General features: G+C 61.1%; 19 protein-coding genes. 5 read left to right on the top strand and 14 right to left on the bottom strand.

Translation table 11 applies throughout. The features are described 5' to 3' along the window. Window positions 1-3 precede the first annotated feature (3 nt). The gene (locus SIB92_RS11975) at window positions 4-1,137 is read right to left on the bottom strand and encodes an S-(hydroxymethyl)glutathione dehydrogenase/class III alcohol dehydrogenase (protein ID WP_294113251.1); all 1,134 of its coding nucleotides are present in this window, start codon (window positions 1,135-1,137) and stop codon (window positions 4-6) included. A 145-nt stretch (window positions 1,138-1,282) separates the two neighbouring features. Here SIB92_RS11975 and SIB92_RS11970 point away from each other — a divergent pair, with 145 nt between their 5' ends. Continuing rightward, complete coding sequence (locus SIB92_RS11970) at window positions 1,283-1,564, top strand: I78 family peptidase inhibitor (RefSeq protein WP_412552272.1); 282 nt, start codon at window positions 1,283-1,285, stop codon at window positions 1,562-1,564. Between the two features lie 43 nt (window positions 1,565-1,607). On the opposite strand, the gene SIB92_RS11965 is transcribed toward SIB92_RS11970, so the two are convergent. Further along, entirely contained in the window at window positions 1,608-2,045 is a 438-nt protein-coding gene (locus SIB92_RS11965) for a c-type cytochrome (RefSeq protein ID WP_412552271.1), read from the bottom strand. Window positions 2,046-2,159: 114 nt separating this feature from the next. Between SIB92_RS11965 and SIB92_RS11960 the strand changes: the two genes are divergently transcribed. From SIB92_RS11960 to SIB92_RS11950, 3 genes are all read left to right on the top strand, one after another. After that, a complete protein-coding gene (locus SIB92_RS11960) occupies window positions 2,160-3,833 on the top strand; it encodes a DUF6504 family protein (protein WP_412552270.1) in 1,674 nt (557 codons plus the stop codon). Window positions 3,834-4,118: 285 nt separating this feature from the next. Then, complete coding sequence (locus SIB92_RS11955; RefSeq protein ID WP_412552269.1) at window positions 4,119-4,466, top strand: DUF2794 domain-containing protein; 348 nt, start codon at window positions 4,119-4,121, stop codon at window positions 4,464-4,466. A 4-nt stretch (window positions 4,467-4,470) separates the two neighbouring features. Next, window positions 4,471-5,322 (top strand): GNAT family N-acetyltransferase, encoded by an 852-nt coding sequence (locus SIB92_RS11950; RefSeq protein ID WP_412552268.1) that lies wholly within the window; start codon window positions 4,471-4,473, stop codon window positions 5,320-5,322. A gap of 80 nt (window positions 5,323-5,402) precedes the next feature. Here SIB92_RS11950 and speB read toward each other — a convergent pair whose 3' ends face one another. From speB to SIB92_RS11890, 12 genes are all read right to left on the bottom strand, one after another. Then, window positions 5,403-6,368 carry an agmatinase gene (gene speB / locus SIB92_RS11945; protein WP_412552267.1) on the bottom strand — a complete coding sequence of 322 codons (966 nt, stop codon included), beginning with the start codon at window positions 6,366-6,368 and terminating at the stop codon, window positions 5,403-5,405. Then, entirely contained in the window at window positions 6,365-7,228 is an 864-nt protein-coding gene (locus SIB92_RS11940) for a C40 family peptidase (RefSeq protein WP_412552266.1), read from the bottom strand. The genes speB and SIB92_RS11940 overlap by 4 nt, the downstream gene beginning before the upstream one ends. Continuing rightward, a complete protein-coding gene (locus SIB92_RS11935; RefSeq protein WP_412552265.1) occupies window positions 7,228-8,619 on the bottom strand; it encodes a leucyl aminopeptidase family protein in 1,392 nt (463 codons plus the stop codon). Before SIB92_RS11935 ends, SIB92_RS11940 begins: the two co-directional genes overlap by 1 nt. An 84-nt stretch (window positions 8,620-8,703) precedes the next feature. Further along, window positions 8,704-9,060 (bottom strand): hypothetical protein, encoded by a 357-nt coding sequence (locus SIB92_RS11930; protein WP_412552264.1) that lies wholly within the window; start codon window positions 9,058-9,060, stop codon window positions 8,704-8,706. Between the two features lie 352 nt (window positions 9,061-9,412). Further along, window positions 9,413-11,053 carry a DUF4139 domain-containing protein gene (locus SIB92_RS11925; protein ID WP_412552263.1) on the bottom strand — a complete coding sequence of 547 codons (1,641 nt, stop codon included), beginning with the start codon at window positions 11,051-11,053 and terminating at the stop codon, window positions 9,413-9,415. Window positions 11,054-11,226: 173 nt separating this feature from the next. Continuing rightward, complete coding sequence (locus SIB92_RS11920; protein ID WP_294112727.1) at window positions 11,227-12,249, bottom strand: aspartate-semialdehyde dehydrogenase; 1,023 nt, start codon at window positions 12,247-12,249, stop codon at window positions 11,227-11,229. Window positions 12,250-12,380: 131 nt separating this feature from the next. Next, a complete protein-coding gene (locus tag SIB92_RS11915; RefSeq protein WP_412552262.1) occupies window positions 12,381-13,553 on the bottom strand; it encodes an MFS transporter in 1,173 nt (390 codons plus the stop codon). 66 nt (window positions 13,554-13,619) lie between these two features. Then, window positions 13,620-14,675: a branched-chain amino acid ABC transporter permease gene (locus SIB92_RS11910; RefSeq protein WP_412552261.1), complete on the bottom strand. Its 1,056-nt coding sequence runs from the start codon at window positions 14,673-14,675 to the stop codon at window positions 13,620-13,622. 2 nt (window positions 14,676-14,677) lie between these two features. Further along, the gene (locus SIB92_RS11905) at window positions 14,678-15,709 is read right to left on the bottom strand and encodes a branched-chain amino acid ABC transporter permease (RefSeq protein WP_412552260.1); all 1,032 of its coding nucleotides are present in this window, start codon (window positions 15,707-15,709) and stop codon (window positions 14,678-14,680) included. 34 nt (window positions 15,710-15,743) lie between these two features. Beyond that, entirely contained in the window at window positions 15,744-16,466 is a 723-nt protein-coding gene (locus SIB92_RS11900) for an ABC transporter ATP-binding protein (RefSeq protein WP_412552259.1), read from the bottom strand. Continuing rightward, window positions 16,459-17,235, bottom strand: a complete 777-nt coding sequence (locus SIB92_RS11895) for an ABC transporter ATP-binding protein (RefSeq protein WP_412552258.1) — start codon at window positions 17,233-17,235, stop codon at window positions 16,459-16,461. The genes SIB92_RS11900 and SIB92_RS11895 overlap by 8 nt, the downstream gene beginning before the upstream one ends. Window positions 17,236-17,322: 87 nt before the next feature. Next, window positions 17,323-18,495, bottom strand: coding sequence for a substrate-binding domain-containing protein (locus SIB92_RS11890; protein ID WP_294112737.1), 1,173 nt, complete (start codon window positions 18,493-18,495; stop codon window positions 17,323-17,325). Window positions 18,496-18,729: 234 nt separating this feature from the next. Here SIB92_RS11890 and hpaR point away from each other — a divergent pair, with 234 nt between their 5' ends. Next, window positions 18,730-19,170 (top strand): homoprotocatechuate degradation operon regulator HpaR, encoded by a 441-nt coding sequence (hpaR, locus tag SIB92_RS11885; RefSeq protein WP_294112738.1) that lies wholly within the window; start codon window positions 18,730-18,732, stop codon window positions 19,168-19,170.

The raw sequence follows: 19,170 nt of genomic DNA, 5'->3' as shown, positions 1-19,170 counted from the left end.
TGATCAGTATTCAACCACCGCGCGAATGGATTTACCTTCGTGCATCAGGTCAAAGCCGTGGTTGATTTCGTCCAAAGTCAGCTTGTGGGTGATCATCGGGTCGATCTCGATTTTGCCGTCCATGTACCAATCGACAAACTTGGGCACGTCGGTGCGGCCTTTGGCGCCGCCGAAGGCTGTGCCTTTCCAGACGCGGCCAGTGACCAGTTGGAACGGGCGGGTGGAGATTTCGGCGCCGGCAGGGGCCACGCCGATGATCACGGACACACCCCAGCCCCGGTGGGAGCATTCCAGCGCGTCGCGCATGACTTGCACGTTGCCGGTGGCGTCAAAGGAATAGTCCACGCCGCCAAACTGGTCTTTCTCGGTTTTGGTGATCTCGACAATCGCATCCACGACGGATTGCTCGCCCAATTTTGAGGGGTTCACGAAGTGGGTCATGCCAAACTTCTTGGCCATCTCGGCTTTGTCGTCATTGAGGTCGACGCCGATGATTGTGTCGGCACCGGCCATGCGCAGGCCCTGGATCACGTTGAGGCCAATGCCGCCGAGGCCGAACACGGCAGCAGACGAGCCGATCTCTACACCAGCGGTGTTGATCACCGCGCCGATGCCGGTGGTCACGCCGCAGCCGATGTAACAGATTTTGTCAAAGGGCGCGTCTTCGCGAACTTTTGCCAGCGCGATTTCCGGCATCACGGTGTGGTTCGCAAAAGTCGAGCAGCCCATGTAGTGATAGATTGGCGTGCCATCGAGCATGGAGAAACGGGTGGTGCCGTCTGGCATCAGGCCCTGGCCTTGTGTGCCGCGGATGGCGGTGCAGAGGTTGGTTTTGCCCGACAGGCAGGAATGGCATTCGCGACATTCCGGGGTGTAGAGCGGGATCACGTGATCGCCGGGCTTCAGCGTGGTGACGCCTTCGCCGCATTCCACCACCACACCGGCGCCTTCGTGGCCCAGAATGGACGGGAACAGACCCTCCGGGTCGGCGCCGGAGCGGGTGAATTCATCGGTGTGACACAGGCCGGTGGCCTTGATTTCAATGAGAACTTCGCCTGCCTTTGGGCCTTCGAGGTTCACTTCCATGATTTCCAATGGCTTGCCGGCTTCCAAAGCGACGGCGGCTTTCGTGCGCATCATTTTGCCTATCCTCCCAGTTTGTTTTGGAGCGTGGTTGAAACGCTCTATCATTGCAACCTTATTGGGAACATAGCGAAAGCCCCTCGTGGTTGGCACGGCGGGGACGAAGCAAATTTGTATATTTGCGACAAGGAGTAAGATTATGCGGTTTGTGGTTTTGGCAGCGGCTGGCTTTGTTGGGCTGGCGGCTTTGACAGCGTGCAAAGGAGAAGACGTGACAGAAGCAAAAGGCAGCACCATCTGTGATCCGGCGACGTTTGAGTTCCTGGTGGGGCAGGACAAAAGCGCGCTTGAAGGCGTGACCGTGCCGGAGATGGTGCGGGTGATGGCAGAGAACTCGCCTGCGACCATGGATTTCCACGAGAACCGTCTGAACGTGATCCACGATGAGGCTGGCAAGATTTTGAAGGTGACCTGCGGCTAAGCAGATTTGCGGGCAGCCCTCCGAGGTGGGGGCTGCTTTGGGCTTAGTCTTTTTTCAGGCGGTAGTCTTTGTGGCACGCCTTGCAGGCCAGCCCAACCCCGCTCAACGTGCTGGCCAGCGCGGCGCGGTCCTTGAAGTCCAGCGCTTTGGCAGCTTTGGTGAGATCATCAGATTTGGCCGAAAAATCCGCCCAGTTGTCCCAGATGGCAGGCAGGGCTTCGGATTTGGGATCGGTGGCCGGGTTTTCAAACAGCGCGTTGATCTTGCCGGATTCCGTCACAATGGTGTCGCGCGCCATGCGGGCTTTGGCCTGATGCAGGGGGACTTCCTGTTTCGCCATGCTGACCAGGGTTTTGAAAGCCGCGCCAATTTTTTCCATCGCCATCATGCGGGCCATGACCTCGGGGTCTTTCACGCCGTTGTGGGCGTGAGCCGAAGTGGTGATCAACAAAGCGGCGGCGATCAAAAGGTGGCGGCGCATTTTGGCTCCTTTGGTTGGCTGCCCCTATGCAGCCTATGGCGGGGGTGGGAATCAAGTGGAAAATATGAGAACATATAGGGAACAAATATCACGATTCTGTTCCGTGTGCTGCCTATGCCGAACCGTCGCATTCTTTCCCTGTGGTTCCCGCGTTTGGGGGCCGAGCGCCTGATCCGACTGGAGCGGGGCACTTTTGATGCGCCTTTGGCGGTGCTGCGGGATACGGGGCAGATGCAGGTGATTTGCTCGCTGTCAGAGCAGGCGGAGCGGGAGGGGCTCACATTGGGCCAACCCTTGCGGGACGCGCAGGCGATGTGTCCATATTTGATCACGCGGCTGCGGAATGTGCAGGCAGAGCAAGGCTTTATGAAGGTGCTGACGCGCTGGGCGGGGAAGTATTCGCCTTGGGTGGCGGCCACAGAAGAGGATGCGCTGGTGTTGGATGTGACCGGCAGCACTCATTTGTTTGGCGGTGAAGAGGGCGTGCTGGAGCGGGTGGGGGAGGACTGTGTCGATTTGCAGCTCACAGTGCGGGCCGGGCTGGCAGATACGCTGGGGGCGGCCTGGGCCTTGGCGCGGTTTGGAGCGCAGCCGGGGCCGCAGTTTGCCAGTGGGATGCATCGCAGCGGGGATGACATTGATCAGGAGGCCCCCGCGACGCGGTCGCGGGCGGTGAAGCGGCGGCATTGGACCCGGGGCGGGGCGGCCCCGCCTGCTGCGGGTGGCAAGGTGGACGTGGGGCGGATTGCGCCGCCGGGACAGACGCGCGGGGCGCTGGCGGCGCTGCCGGTGGCGGCGTTGCGGCTGGAAGACGACACGCAGGCGGAGCTGGCGCGGCTGGGCTTGCGGCGGATTGGTGACCTGACGGGACAGCCGCGGGCGGGGCTGGCGCGGCGGTTTGGCAAAGGGCTGGTGCTGCGGCTGGATCAGGCGCTGGGCGCGGTGCCGGAGCCGGTGAACCCTGCGCCGCCGGAGACGTTTTACGCGGTGCGCATGAGCCTGCCAGACCCGATTGGGCTGGAAGAGGATGTGGCGGCGGCGGTGGACAAAGTGCTGGGGCCGCTGTGTGAGCGGCTCAAGAAAAAGTCCAAAGGCCTCCGTGTGGTGCGCTTGCAGGTGTTTCGCACGGATCAGACCATGCAGAGCGTCGAGGTGGGGCTGGCGCGGGCCACGGATGATCCGGAGCGGGTGCGGCCGCTATTGCGGATGAAGCTGACCGACATCGATGCGGGCTTTGGCATTGATATGCTGCGGCTGGAGGCGGTGCGGGTGGAAACGCTGCATGCGCGCCACACGGCGGGGCATCTGGAGGCGCGGCAGGCGGCGGATAAGCGGCTCAATCAGGGGCAGGCCTTGGAAGATCTGATTGGCCGGATCGGCGCGCGGGTGGGGCTGGAGCAGATCACGCGGCGGCATCCGGCGTCCAGCCATATCCCGGAGAAAACCGCGCAGGTGTTGCACGCCGCCTGGTCAGAGCCTTGGGAGCAGGCCTGGCCGGAGAGCGTGTTGAAGCGACCTTTGTTGTTGTGGCGACCAGAGCCGGTGCACGCACCTGAGGTGCCGCGTTTACCGGAGGTGTTCCGGTGGCGCGGGCGCGATATGGCGGTGGCGGATGCGCGCGGGCCGGAGCGGATTGCGCCGGAATGGTGGCTGGATGAGCCGGAGTGGCGCAGCGGTGTGCGCGATTACTGGCGGGTGACCTGCAAAAATGGCGAGCGGCTGTGGCTGTATTTTGCCCATGGTGGACAGATGTCAGCGGGCTGGTTCTGTCAGGGCAGCTTTGCGTGAGCGCGGTGTGAGCCACAAAAGAAAACCGCCCCAGAAGGGGCGGTTCTAGCGGGTTATTAGAAAGTGCCCCTCGGCGGCGCAGACTGGGTGGGGGCAATAATGCCGCGCCGCCGAAGGTAGCGTTTCGTTTTCGCTATGAGGGTAAGATGCCGGTCAGTTGCGGCGACAAAAGGAAGGCACCGCGGCCTTTTGCAGAAAAATCTGTGACCAAAATGGGGCGTGGTTAACGACAAGGCACGATGTGTGGGGCTTGATTTTGCGAGCAATTGGCGCGAGGCTGAAAGCATGAAGGCCCAACCTCCCAGCAGATTGCACCCGCCCCAGAAGCCGCCTGAGCAGGTGGCTTTTCATCGCACCGAGCTGTCGGTTATTTTGGGGCTTTATGGACGGATGGTCGCCGCAGGCGAGTGGCGCGATTACGGGATTTCATCTTTGCGCGAAGTGGCCGTATTTTCGGTGTTTCGCCGGGCGGCGGAAAACCCGTTGTATCGCATCGAGAAACGGCCGAAGCTGCGCAATAAGCAGGGGCTTTATGCGGTGATTGGCATGGACGGGCAGGTGCTCAAGCGCGGGCATGACCTGAAGACCGTGCTGCGGGTGCTGGAGCGTAAGCTGATCCGCGCGGTGGAGTGACCGGGTGGGGTTGCGCCAGAACACAGAGTTTCGCACGGCGACATTGGAGGAACTGTCCACCATTCTGGAGTGGGCCGCCGAGGAAGGCTGGAACCCCGGACTGGAGGATGCGGCAGCGTTTTGGCAGGCGGACCCAGAGGGGTTCTTTGTTGCCACGGTGGATGGTGCCTTGGCGGCGGCGATTTCGGTGGTGAACCACACCGAGGATTTTGCTTTTCTTGGGTTATATATCGCGCGGCCTGCTTTTCGCGGGCAAGGCATCGGCTTTGGGCTATGGCAACATGCGCTCAAACATGCTGGTGCGCGCGTGGTGGGTTTGGATGGCGTGCCGGATCAGCAGGACAATTATGCCGCCTCGGGTTTTGAGCTGTTCAGCGCCACGACGCGGTTTACGGGCGAGGTTGTCGCGCGGGAGAGCGAAAACGTCCGATTGGCGGCGCCGGAGGATGTCGGCGCATTGATTGATATGGAGGCGGCGGCGTCCGGTGTGCGCAAGGCTGCGTATCTTGCTGCGTGGTTTGCACCTGCGGAGAGCCGACAGACCTGGGTCATGCAGGATGCGGAGGGTATTGCAGGGTTTTGCACCGCGCGGCGTTGTCGTGAGGGCGTGAAGATCGGCCCGCTTTGGACGCAGAAGGAAGAGGACGCACAGGCGTTGATGGCGCATGTGGCCGCGACGATGGGCGGCCCGGTGACGCTGGATGTGCCGGATACGTCCGCGCCGTTGAAGGCGCTGTGTGCGTCGCTGGACCTGACACCGGGCTTTGCCACCGCGCGGATGTATCGCGGCGCGCCGGTGCCGGTTGGGGACACGTCAGGCGGATATTTTGCCGTGAGCACATTGGAGCTGGGCTGACGTTGTGCACGGGAAGGGGCCAGCCCCTTCTTGGCTTTGCCAATTCATCCTCGGGATATTTTGGGGCTGAGAATGCGGGATCACTCTGGTGAGAGATGGGTGGCCATCACGCAGAGCAGTTCAAACATCACCGAAACGCCCAGGAAGGCGGTGCCGCCGGAGCTGTCAAACGGCGGGGAGACCTCGACCATGTCGGCGCCAATGATGTTGAGGCCGTCCAGATGGCGCACGACTTCTAGTGCCTGAAAGCTGTTGGGGCCGCCAACTTCGGGTGTGCCGGTGCCCGGCGCGAAGGTGGGGTCCACAAAGTCGATGTCGTAGCTGACATAGGTCGGCGCGGTGCCGACGATCTCGCGCGCCTCACCCATGACGTCTTCGAGACCGCGTTTGAAGAACTCTTCGATGCGGATCACACGGATGCCGACGGACTTGGCAAAATCGGTATCTTCATCATCGTAGGTGGAGCCGCGGATGCCAATTTGCACCACGCGTTTGGGATCCAGCAGGCCTTCCTCCACCGCGCGGCGGAACGGGGTGCCGTGGGTGTACATCGTGCCACCAAAATAGCTGTGGTAGAGGTCTGTGTGGCTATCAAAATGCACCATGCCGACGGGGCTGTCTTTGGCAAGCGAGCGCAGGATGGGCAGGGAGGTGAGGTGGTCGCCGCCTGCGGTGAGGGGCGCGATGCCTTGGGCCAGAACGTCGTCATAGAAGGCGGTGATGCGCTCCATGCTGTCATGGATGTCGGCGGGGTTGGGGCCCACATCTCCAAGATCGGCGCAGTTGATCAGATCAAAGGGGCGCACGCGTGTGGCGCCGTTTTGGGCGCGGATCATGGTGGAGGCGTCGCGCAGCTGGCGCGGGCCATGGCGCGGGCCGGGGCGGTTGGTGGTGCCGCTGTCCCAGGGCACGCCGATCAGACCAACATCCACATCGGCGATGCGGTCATGGTCCAGATCCATGACGGGCAGGCGCATGAAAGACGGCACGCCGGCAAAGCGGGGCAGGTCCATGCCGGAGACAGGTTGGAAGAATCCGCTGCTCATGTGGAGGCTCCTAGGATTGGGCGTTTGTGGGAAGTGACCGGACCGTCGCCTTGGGCCTCAATGCGGGCGATGGCTGCGGCGATGGGTTCATACGCCACGGCCATATGGTGGGCATTGGCGTGAATCATTGTGTTGGCATCGGTGACCATGGCGACATGGCCCTTCCAGAACAACAGATCGCCGCGCTGGTAGGGGCCAGTTGCATCGGGAAAGGCGGCCTCTTGCAGGTCGCTGTCGCCGGGGCAAGGGGTGTTACAAGCGAGGAGGGCTGCTTGCACAAGGCCGGAACAGTCGATGCCAAAGGAAGAATTGCCGCCCCAAAGATAGGGCGCTCCTATCAGGCGTTCGGCCACAGTTGCAGCGTCGCTTTCGACGTGATCGATTGGCGTGAGGTGCTGGCAGGGCACATAGAGGTCGCGGGTGACCTGGCCGCCGTCCCAGGCGATGCGGGCCCAATTGTCCTCTTCCGAGAGGACCACCAGGCGGGTGCCAAACGAGAGCGGGGTCACATGGCCCATGGTTTTAAGGCCTGGGGTGGTTTTGGCGTAGCTGCGGGCGGCGGCGACGCTGTGGGTGGGGGTCTGTTTCGGGTGGCTAAGCACGTCGCCGATGTCGACCCAGCCGACATAGCCGTCTTTTTCGGCATAGCCAAAGGCCATGCCGTTTTCAGTGTGCACCACATTGACCACTTCGCCGCGCAGGAGTTGGCGTTCGCGGGTGCCTTGCGGACCGGACAGCAGGTCAGTGACCACCATGGCCACACGGTAAGGCGTGGGATCGACAAAGTGATCGGCGGTGACTTGGCCGCGCAGGAAGGCAGCGGCGACTTTGCCGGTGCTGGGGGTCAGACGCTTATCCATCAGAGCGAAAGAACCTCTGGCAGGGCGGCGAGAATGGCGCGGGCTCCCATGCCAACGCCGCCTTTGGGGCGGGCGGGTGCGGGCGTTGGGTTCCAGCCGTAGATGTCAAAATGCGCGTAGCGTTGGTCTTTGGCAAAGCGGCGCAGGAAGAGCGCGGCGGTGATGGAGCCTGCAAAGCCGCCGGAGGGGGCGTTGTCCAGATCGGCAATTCCGGGTTCGATCATCTTTTCATAAGGTTCCCAGAATGGCATGCGCCAGACAGGATCTGAGACCTCGGTGGCGGCGGTTTCCAGTGCGGAGACCAAGCCAGCATCATCGGTGTAGTAGGGCGAGAGGTCGGGGCCGACGGCGACACGCGCGGCGCCGGTGAGGGTTGCCATGGAGAGGATCATGTCGGGGTTGTCCTCTGACCCAAGAGCGAGCGCGTCGGCCAGCACAAGGCGGCCCTCGGCGTCGGTGTTGTTGATCTCCACGGTGAGGCCGTTGCGGGCGGTGAGGATGTCGCCGGGGCGGAAGCTGTCGCCGGAAACCGCGTTTTCCACCGCAGGGATCAGGACGCGCAGTTGCAGTGGCAGATTGAGCGCCATGATCATTTGAGCGAGGCCCAGCACGGTGGCGGAGCCGCCCATGTCTTTCTTCATCAGCGCCATGGAGCCGCCGGGTTTGAGATTGAGCCCGCCAGTGTCGAAGCAGACGCCTTTGCCGACAAGTGTCAGTGTGGGGCCTTCGCTGCCCCAGCGCATGTCGATCAGGCGCGGGGCGCGGTGCTCGGTGGCGGCACGGCCCACGGCGTGGATCATCGGGAAGTTCTGTTCCAGCAGCGCGGCGCCTTTGGTCACCGTGCAGATCGCGCCGTAGTTCAGGGCCAGCGCACGGGTGGCGTCTTCGAGCTCTTGTGGGCCCATGTCCGAGGCCGGCGTGTTGATCAGATCACGGGTGAGGGCCTCTCCCGCGGCAATGGCCTCCACCTTGGCGGCGTCCACGCCGGGCGGGCAGATCAGTTGCGCGGTGGCACCAGAGGATTTGGCATAGCGGTCAAAGGCATATTGCGCGAGCAGCCAGCCGAGGGCCTCGGTTTCCAGATCACCCGCGGGCAGGGTGCCGACCAGCGCGTAGGTGCCTGCGGGCAAAGTGGCGGCAGAGGCGGCCAAGGCAAAGCGCCCACGGGCGCGGGTTTGCGGCGTGCCGAAGCCTGCGACAGCCATCACCGGCGCGCCGGAGGCGTCCGGGATCAGAATGGATTTGCCAATGGCGGGCTTGAAGCCGGTGGCGATCAGGAAAGTGCGGGCGGATTGGGTTTGGGCGTCACGCCAAGCCTCATAGCTGTCGCTGTCCACCACATGTAATGGGATGGACGGGCCGCCTTCGGCGGAAGCAAATGTGAGGGACATGGCGCACCTTTCTGACCGATCGTAAGCTGTATGACCTCCAGCCTAACGGTTGGTGCGCCCCCTGCAAGCGGATTGGCGCACCGATCAGATGTAGGTGCGCTTCAGATCCCAGATTTCGCGCAAAGCGCCTTCGCCCACGCGGATCAGGCGGGCGTGTGTGGCCGACAAGGCGACGTGGTCGCCGCGATCACAGCAGGCCACCACATCACCTGCCACTTGTGACAGCGCGGTCATGCAGAGGCGACCGGCGATCAGCTCGACCAGGGACATGGTGTCCGCCAGTTCCGACAGGTTGTTGGCGTTCAGATGGTGCTCGCCCATCGCCAGATGGTCGGTCAGCGATTTGACCAATCCCAGAAAGGTCTCTTCGGCCTCATCCGGATTCATTCGTATAAAGACGCGGGCCAATTCGTCCTGATCGACGACGGCCTGCTCGCTCATTATTAGCTTTGCCACTTGTGACATGTCTCACCCTAAGTTTTGTCCGTTTCACCCAAACGGTTAGACACATCAATGACCGCCAAACCTTCTCAAATGGTTTCTAGGGCGGTCCAAAATCCGTAGAATTACAGCTAAATAGCGTTCAATTGCTTAGGGTTAGGAGGTTCGAGGCCGAGCCTGCTTGGCTTCCGGAATGAGGGCGGTGTGGCCGCATTTGCGTTGTTTTTCAGGTGTTTTTTGAGACGAACAGGGGGCGGCGATTGGCGAATTGATCCAAAAAGCGCCGCGCCAGTTGGGACTGTCGCGACGCTTGGGGTGGGTGCCTTTGGAAACAGGGTGTTTCCGAAATCTGTTAGCGCAGGATCATTTCCGACGGCCATTGCAGGGTGTGGGACAGTTTCACATCAAAGCTTTCGCCCGCAGCCAACTCCCGTTGCCACATTAGAATACCGCGTTGGTCTTCGTAGTTGGTTTCTGTTGGAACCGGGGTGGCCTGATGGGTGATCTCCAGATCCTGTTGCTCGCTATAGGGCACGCGGCCCAGCAGGCGCAGGTCCCAAGCGCGGCCGGTGAGGTTTTCGGCAGTCAGCACACGGGTTTCGCTTTGCTCATTGCGGGTGGTCAGTACACCTTTGTCGCCGGTGACTTTGTTGGTGACCTTGTTGGTCAGGCGCAGGCCATTGATCGGGCCAAAGGAGAAGTCGATGTCGTCGCCTTCTGCAATCAGGGGCATCTCTTGTTGGCCAATGTAGGTGCCGTTCAAGAAGAAGTTGGCCTCAAAGCTGGGCAGGATCAACTCGCCACTGTCGTTGGTGGCTTCGGCCATGAGGAAGGCGGTCTCGTCACGCATCGGGTTGGCAAAGGCGTAGGTTTCGGGCGTCAGGTCCAAGGTACCCAGCGCAAGGTGCAAGGCGTCGGAGGTGGAAGACACGGATACTGGCGTTGGGTAGGCGTAGGTGGCGTTGATGCCGTCGCCAAAGCTGTAGGCGGCCATTTCATCCTGCATCATGACGGGCTCCGCCATGGGCGCAGCGGACTCGCGCAGGTCCATCTCGGCGAGGCGGCCGGCATTCTTTTGCAACGTGACCGGTTGCTCTTTCTCGATATGGCGTCGCCACGGATACAGACCGCTGGGTTCGGATTGCTCATCCGGGCGGCTGGTGGAGAGCGTGATGGCGACGTCGGTCCAGTCTTCGTCGGTGAACTGGCTCACAAAGGCACCACGCTCGATGCTGAGGTTTGGCGTGTCGGTGTTGTTGAGGTGCACGTCATAGGCGGGCACCCAGCGGGCGAACTGGGTGAGATGGGTCAGCGTGAGGGTGCCTTCGGTGGCGGCGTCTGCGGAAATCGAGATCGCCAGCATGGCGTTGTCGCTCTCGGTTGGGGTCAGTGCCTCGACCAACTGACGCGCGTCTTCCAGTGGTTGGCGCAGCTCTTCGAGTTGTTTTTCATACTGACGCGCTTCGCGTTCTGCTGTGGCAATGTCGCGGTGGGCAGCGAGGGTTTCGCGGCCAACCAGCGCCATGGTTTCTTTTAGCACATCCGGGGAGGCGGCGGTTTCCGAGGGGCCTTGCAAAGTGGACAGGTAAGCGAGGCGGGCGCGAGCGACCTCGGCAGTCATCATCACGTCGGCGTGGCTGTCGCTGGCTTCCTGCCAGTCGTTTTCAAGAAACTCGAGCTCGGACTTGGCCGCTGCGAGCTCGGGGCTGTCTTCTCGCTGATGCGGGTACACCCGCTCGTGGCGCACGGTCACGGCACCAAGCTGGGCCCCATCAAGGGCCACGCGGACCGACATCGGGTCGAGGCTGTCGGGCAGGTTGGTGATCAGCAGATCGTGGCGGCCTGCTGGGGCGGAAAATGGCACGGCGCGGGTGAGGGTGGCGCCTTCGGAATAGAGCGTGGCCGCAGTGACCGGGGCGTTGAGGCGGATGTCATCGGCCAAGAGCGGCGTGGCCAGAGGGACAAGGGCAGTGGCAAAAATCGCGTGTTTCATCAATCACCTGTGGTTTTGTTTGAGGAGAGACGAACACGCGGGGCGCGCGGAGGCAAGTCAGCTTTGTTTGGGCGGATCGCTTGGGCGGGGAGCCGCTTGGGGGCAAGCAGATCATCGCCCAAACAAAAAGGACGCCCCGAAGAGCGTCCTTTGAAATCTGTTTTGGAAGGCGCTTAGCCCTTCTTGAGCACTTCGCGGCCCAGAGTTTCGGCGATCTGCACTGCGTTCAGCGCCGCGCCTTTGCGCAGGTTGTCGGACACGCACCAGAGGTTCAGGCCGTTGTCCAATGTGCTGTCCTGACGGATGCGGGAGATGAAGGTGGCGAAGTCGCCGACGCATTCTTTCGGGGTCACGTAGCCGCCGTCTTCGCGCTTGTCGATCACCATGATGCCTGGGCTTTCGCGCAGGATGTCACGGGCTTCGTCTTCGTCCAGGAACTCTTCGAATTCGATGTTGATCGACTCGGAGTGGCCGACAAACACAGGCACGCGCACGCAGGTGGCAGTGACTTTGATCGCCGGGTCGACAATCTTCTTGGTTTCAGCAACCATCTTCCACTCTTCTTTGGTGGAGCCGTCTTCCATGAACACGTCGATGTGCGGGATCACATTGAAGGCGATCTCTTTGGTGTAGACTTTTGGTGGCACGTCAGAGGTTGGGTTGTAGACCGCTTTGGTCTGATCCCAGAGTTCGTCCATTGCGTCTTTGCCGGAGCCGGACACGGATTGGTAGGTGGACACAACAACGCGCTTGATTTTGGCGCGGTCGTGCAGCGGCTTCAGCGCCACAACCATCTGAGCGGTCGAGCAGTTTGGGTTGGCGATGATGTTTTTCTTGGAGTAGCCGTGGATCGCGTCGGCGTTGCACTCTGGCACGATCAGCGGCACGTCTGGGTCGTAGCGGTAGAGCGAGCTGTTGTCGATCACAACACAGTTGGCTGCCGCTGCGATGGGGGCGAACTTTTTGGTGGCTTCAGAGCCGATGGCGAAGAGCGCCATGTCCCAACCCGCGAAGTCGAATTGTTCAATGTCCTGAATCTTCAGGGTTTTGTCGGCGAAGGTGACCTCGGTGCCCTGGCTGCGGCGGCTTGCCAAAACAGCAATCTCATCCACTGGGAACTGACGTTCCTCCAGAATGTTCAGCATTTCGCGGCCCACGTTGCCTGTGGCACCAGCGACGACGATGCGATAACCCATCTGAGGTCTCCATTTCTAACGACGCGCTCTCTTAGCCTTGTTTTCCTCAAGAAAAAAGGGGTGGGTGGCCGGAAATTGCTTAAGGGGGTCATTCCGGTTTGCGATGAATGCTGAAAAGGCGTGGATTTTGATCAATCCATCCGGTCCTGGGAGAAGCAGTAGATCAGCGCGCCGGCAAAGACGCAGATTGCCATGAGGCCAAAGAGTGCCTGATAGGCCAGCAGGGAATCGGTGGGGGCGATGGCGTTGTGCAACTTGCCGGAGCCAAACTGCATCACGCCTACGCCACCGATGCCAAAGAGGTTCATCAGGGTCACGCCGCGCCCCGTCAGATGGGCCGGGAAGAAGCTGCGGGCGTGGGCGATCAGCACTGGGAAGGCCGCGCCGCAGAAGCCGACGACAGACATCAGCAGGATCGAGCGGAAGGCGCTTGTGTCAGTGAACACGGCAAGGCCAGTGAGGGCGGTGGCGCCGATGACGCTGCCGCCGATGATGACCCATTTGCGGGTGCCAAAGATGCGATCGGCGGGGCCGTAGCAGAAGGTGCCGCAGATCATGGCTAGGCCCATGACCAGCGAGGCTTGGCCTATTTCGCTGGTGGTGAGCGTGAAGACGTCAGACAGGTAGGGCCCGATCCAGAGACCCCGGATGCCTGCGGCGGGCATGTAGTTCACAAACATCAGCGGGAAGAGCAGCCAGAGCGCCGGGATTTTCAGGAGGTCAAGCACGGAGCCTTTTTCGGTGCCGTTGGCTTTGGGTGGGTCTTGCACAAGTGCCCAGAGGCCAACCGCGATGCTGGAGCTGATTGCTGCAAGAACCCAGAGCGTGGCGCGCCAGCCGATGGTTTCCGCAGCCCAGGCGGTGGGATAGGCGGCGATCAGGTTGCCGACAGAGCCTACACCCAGCATCAGGGCGGCTAGGGTGGCAAAACGGGCGGGCGGATACATGCGGGCGAAGATGAAGTAGCTGGCCATCAGCACCGGGGCGCAGCCGACACCAATCAGTCCCATGGCGATGGTGATGTGCAGCGGTGTGGTGGCCATGGCGAAGAAGGCGGAGCCGCCACCGCCCCCGATCAACAGCAACACGGCAGAGGTGCGACGTGGTCCGACGCGATCCAGCGCGGCGCCAACCGGGATTTGCATGGCGGCAAAAACCAGAAACCAGAGACCACTGGCAAAGGCCAAGTCGGCGGGCGTGGCGCCGACGTCTGTCTCCAGTACCTGGGTGAGGACGGCAAGGAAGGCCCGGAAGAACTGGCTAAGCACATAGGCCAGACACAGCAGGATCAAATCTATGCGCATGTTAAGTATCTCCTCCTCGCAGCGGCGACAGGACCGCAAACGAGGAGGAATTGCAAGAGGCTGCGGTTACTTCCCGCGCAGGCGGCCGACGATGCCGGTGGGGAAGAAATAGACTGACAGGATAAACAGCACGCCAAGCCACAAAAGCCAGCGGTCTGCGTTTAACAGATCCGGCAGCAGAGGCAGGCTGGAGACGCTTTCGCCGGCGAGGCTGAGCACGTTTTGCAGGTAGTTTTGCGCCAAAACAAACAGGGTTGCGCCAATGACGGCCCCGTACATGGTGCCCATGCCGCCGATCACCACCATCAGCAAGATGTCGATCATGATCTCCATGGAGAGCGTGGTGTCCGGGCCGACGTAGCGCAGCCAGACCGCGTAGAGCGCACCGGCGAGGGCGGCGATGCCGGCGGAGAGGCAGGTGGCGGCGACGCGATAGTGCACGACGCGGTAGCCAATGGCCTCGGCACGGAAGTCGTTCTCGCGGATGGCTTGCAGGACGCGGCCAAAGGGCGAGTTCACCACGCGCAGCATCAGCAGGAAGAGCACAAAGCAGGAGATGAAGACGAGGTAGTATTTTAGCAGTTTGCCGTTGGCCTTTACGCCGAAGAGTTCGCCGTCCATGAACTTGAAGGCTGGGCCTAAGGCGCGGGGGATTTTGAATGATAAGCCGTCTTCGCCGCCCGTTAGGGTGGAGAGTTGGCTGACCAACACGGCCACGGCGGAGGCTACCGCAAGCGTGATCATGGCAAAGAAGATGGCGCGGACACGTAGGGAAAACAGGCCGATGACCAGCGCGAGGAGCGCAGCCAGACCGGCGCCTGCAACGGAGCCAACCAGCAGGGCGTCAAACCCACGTCCCATGTGTGTACTGGCCAGCGCCACGCCGTAAGCCCCGAGGCCAAAGAACATGGTGTGGGCAAAGCTGACGATGCCGCCGTAGCCCAGCAGCAGGTCGTAGGACGCCACCAGCACAATGAAGATGCAGATACGGGCGGCGGTGTCGACCGAGCGCACACCGGGGAACAGGAAGGGCGCGAAGGCGAGACAGATCAGGATCACAATCAGGATCGCCAGAAGGATGGGCGAGCGTGGGGTGTCGCCGGAAACAAGGGTCTTCAGCATGTCTATTTCGCCTTTACCACTGGGATCATGCCCATTGGGCGCCACATCAGGATCGCCACCATCAGGGCGATGTTGGAAATCAAGGCGGCTTTGGGTTCCAGGAAGGCCACGTAGTTCTGCATCAGGCCCACGAGAAGCGCGCCGATGAAGCAGCCTTCGACTGAGCCAAGCCCGCCGATGATCACCACGATGAACACAAGGATCATGGTCTGGTTGCCCATATGGGCGGTGATGACTTCCTGATAGAGGCCCCAGAGCACGCCGCCGAGACCCGCGAGGGCGGAGCCTGCGACAAAGACGCCGATGAAGACCATGCGCAGGTTATAGCCAAGCGCTTGTACCATCTCGCCGTTTTCCACACCGGCACGCACGATCAGGCCAATTTTGGTGCGGCGCAGCGTCCAGCGCATGGCGAGGAAGACCACGAGGCCGATGCCCACCGCGACGAGGCGGTATTTTTCCAGCGCGGCTCCGGCGAAGGTGATCGCGCCTTTGAGGGCTTCGGGGCGGGTGATGTAGATTTCTTCCGGTCCCCAGAGCACGATAATGAGTTGCTCGACCACGATCAGGCCGCCCATGGTGACGAGGATCTGTTTTAGGTGGTGGCCGTAAACCGGCTTTACAATGACCCGCTCAAAGGCCCAGCCCATGACGCCAGTGGCAGCCATAGCGCCAACAATCGCGACCATGAGCGCGGTCAGGTTCCAGAGCAGGTTCGGCGCGCCGGTCATGTGCTCCAGCAGGAGCAGGAAGGACACGCCGACAAAAGCCCCGACGGAGACAAAGGCACCATGGCCAAAGTTGATTACGTCCATCAGGCCAAAGACCAGTGTCAGGCCGGAGGCCATGATGAAGATCATCATGCCCATGGCGAGGCCCGAGACGGTTAGGGTGAGCCAACTTGAGGTGGCAGGAATGGCGACTAGGCCTGCGAGGATCAGCGCGATCACCAGAAGAATGGGCGCATGGGGCGCCAGCCGTTCGGCCAGCGACATCTTGGCCATGGTGGGCGCGTGTTCGGGGGCGGCGCTCATGGGCGGACCTCCAGATTAGGTGTGTTCGGGGACATCAATGCGCCTCCATGCTGAGGCCCATCAGGCGCTCTTGCAGTTCGGCGTTGGTGGCCAGTTCGGACATTTGGCCGGACCAGACCATGCGGCCGTCATCCATGACGTTGGCGGTGTCACCAAGGGCTTTGGCCACAGCGAAGTTTTGCTCCACCAACAGGATAGAAGCGCCCTGGTCTTTGAGCTCTTTGATGGCACGGGCCATGGTGGTGATGATCGCGGGGGCGAGACCTTTGGTGGGCTCGTCGATCAGGTAGAGCGCACGCTCTTCGATCATGGCGCGGGCGATGGACAGCATCTGTTTTTGACCGCCAGAAAGCGTGCCGGCATCTTTCTTCCAAAAGGTTTCCAGCGCGGGGAAGACGGTGAAAAGCCATTGCAGGCGGGCTTCATCAATTGCGCCGGAGACGGCGGCGAGGATCATGTTCTCCTCCACGGTCAGGTCGGCAAAGATACCCATGTCTTCCGGCACAAAACCGATGCCAGCGCGGGCAATGGCTGGCGTGGGCAGTTTTGTGATGTCCTGACCGTCAAACGTGACGCTGCCCTGATGGGCGCGCCAGTGGCCGATGATGGTGCGCAGAGTGGTGGTTTTGCCTACACCGTTGCGGCCCAGAAGCATGGTGACTTCACCGCGTGGTACTGTGAGGTCGACACCTTGCAGGATGTGATACTGCGCGATGTTGGTGAAGACGTTGTCGAGCTTCAGGATGGGATCAGACATTGGCCAAAGCCTCCTCAAGATCGCGGCCCATGTAGGCCTCTTGCACCACGTCAGAGGCCATGACTTCGGCGGGGTCGCCATCGGCCGCCAGCGCCCCGTTGTGCAGCACAATGATGCGGTCCGCGAGGGTGCGGATCACGTCCATCTTGTGCTCGACCAACAGAATGGCACGGTCTTTGCGGGTTTTGAGTTCGGCAATGAGATCAAGCACCACGGGGGCTTCGTCCACGCTCATGCCGGCAGTGGGTTCGTCAAACATATAGACCAGCGGGTCGAGCGCGATCAGTAGGGCGACCTCGAGTTTGCGCTGGTCACCGTGGGACAGTTCGGAAACCACTTGGTCCGCCTGATCGGTCATGCGGATGCGTGCGAGAATGTCGTAGGCCGGGCCAGTCAATTCGGCGTGGCTGTCCGCCATGGACAGGATGTTGAAGCCGCGGCCAGCCTTGGACTGCACCACAAGCCGCACGTTTTCCAACACCGAAAGGTTGGGAAACAGGTTGGTGAGCTGGAAGGCGCGGCCGATGCCGCGGTGGGTGCGCTGGGCGACGGACATGCGGGTGATGTCGCTGCCGCCAAGTTTAACGCGGCCTTCAGAGACGGGAATCTGACCGGAGATCAGATTGAAATAGGTGGTTTTGCCTGCGCCGTTGGGGCCGACAATCGCGGTCAGCTCGCCAGCGTTGAAGCTGCAGGAGATGTGGTCCACCGCGACATGGCCGCCAAAGCGCACGGTCAGGTCGGTGGTTTCCAGAATAGGGTGGGACATGGTTTGAAACCCAGTGAGTGTGGTCTGGGGAAGTGGCTGGCCCCGGCGTGAAATCCGGAGCCAGCCATCGAGGTAAGTTAACAGGTCTTAGTTGCGGACCGGAATGGGCAGGTCTTCGAGCTTCAGCTCGCGCACCAGTTCAGGGATGGCCCATTCGACGTTGTCATCCACTTTGATCTTGAAGTGGTACATGGTCTGCATCGCCTGGTGATCTTCGGCGCGGAATTTCATGGTGCCTTTGGGGGTCTCCCACTCCATGCCTTCCATCGCAGTGATCAGCTCTTCGGTGTCGGTGCTGCCGGCCTTCTTGATGGCTTCCACCACGGCGATGCCTGCAGACATGCCACCTGCGGTGAAGAAATCAGGCGGGGTTCCAAAGCGCTCCTGGTGGGTTTTCACCAGCCAGTCGTTCACGTCGTTCTTTGGGATTTCGTAATAGTAGTAGGTGGCGCCTTCCAGGCCCGGAAAGTCCTTGTAAGCCTTCATGGCTGCCAGGATGTTGCCGCCAGTGGCAATTTCAACACCAAAACGGGACGGGTCCATGGCTTGGATTTTGCCCATCGGGTTGCCGCCACCGGCCCAGATGATGAAGAGCTTTTTGTCACCTTCGAGGTCTTTCATCGCGGTGAAAATACGCTCTGCTGCGGCGGTGAAGTCGGTGGTGTCGGTGGGCACGTATTCCTCATGCGCGATGCCTTGGCCCTGACCTTCCAGTGCTTCGCGGAAGGCGGCGATGCCGTCGCGGCCAAAGGCGTAGTCTTGTGCCAGAGTGGCGATGTGCACGTCCTCACCAGCCAGCGCGATGGCATTGGCCACGGCGTCTTGCGAGCTGTTGCGGCCGGTGCGGAAGATATAGCGGTTGTAGTTGGCGCCGGTGATGCTGTCGGCCACGGCAGGCTCGACGATCAGCAGTTTTTCGTATTCTTCGGCGACGGGCAGCATCGCGAGTGCCACGCCGGAGCTGACCGGACCGACGGCGAGGTCAACTTCGTCATCGCCATAAGCTTCTTCCAGCAGAGCTTTGCCGTTGTCTGGCTTCAGCTGCGTGTCTTTCTCGATCACAACGATTTTCTCGCCGTTGATCTCCATGGTGCCGCCGGTGGCGTACTCCAGACCGAGCATCAGGCCGTCGTGGGATTGCTTGGCGTAGGCCTCAAACGGGCCGGTTTTGCCGTAAACGTGGGCGATTTTGATGTCTGCGGATGCGGCGCTGGTCAGTGCCAAAGCAGAAATCGCGCTCGAGATGAGCCATTTCTTCATGAGTTTTCCTCCCTGAACTCAACCGCAAATTGGATTGCGGCGATTGTGCTCATGGTAGGTGGCGGCGGCAAAAAGGGTCAATTCGGGGAAATTACGTAGGTGGGGTGGCGTGGGGAAATCAGACCAATTTGTAATAGAGTATCACTGGCGGGAGCCTGCCAACAGATGCCGTCGGGGAAGGTGTTTTTCGGCAAAGAAATTGCCTTTTGAAACATTCCAGTGCATGAAGGTGAGATGACAGGCAAGACCAATATTCCCGATACATCTCAGTCGCTTCCTATCGCGCTTCTGCGCGCCAGAGAGAAGGTGATGAAACCGGCGCGATTATTGCTTGCCAATGCGGGGGTCACCGAACAGCAATGGCGTGTGGTGCGGGTTCTGGTCGAAGAAGGCCCGATGGATCCGACCACAATTGCGGATCGGGCGGTGCTATTGCTGCCAAGCTTGACGCGGATTTTGCAGAAGCTTGAGGAAAAGGGCTACATCACGCGCACGCGCGATGAGCAGGACGGGCGTCGGCAGGTGATCAAAGCCACCTCTGAAGGCTGTCGCTTGATTGCCGACAACATTCCGGCGGCCAAGAGCTATGCGGGCAAATTGCGTGATCACCTCGGCACGGAGCGCTATGAGCAGCTTTTGGAGCTACTCAACGATTTGAATGAGATTGATCTCTAA

This window comes from Shimia sp. MIT1388, from assembly GCF_047124445.1.
Classification (GTDB): Bacteria; Pseudomonadota; Alphaproteobacteria; order Rhodobacterales; family Rhodobacteraceae; genus Shimia.
Note: the sequence above shows the minus strand (reverse complement) of the source record. Positions and strands in the feature narration are given on the sequence as shown.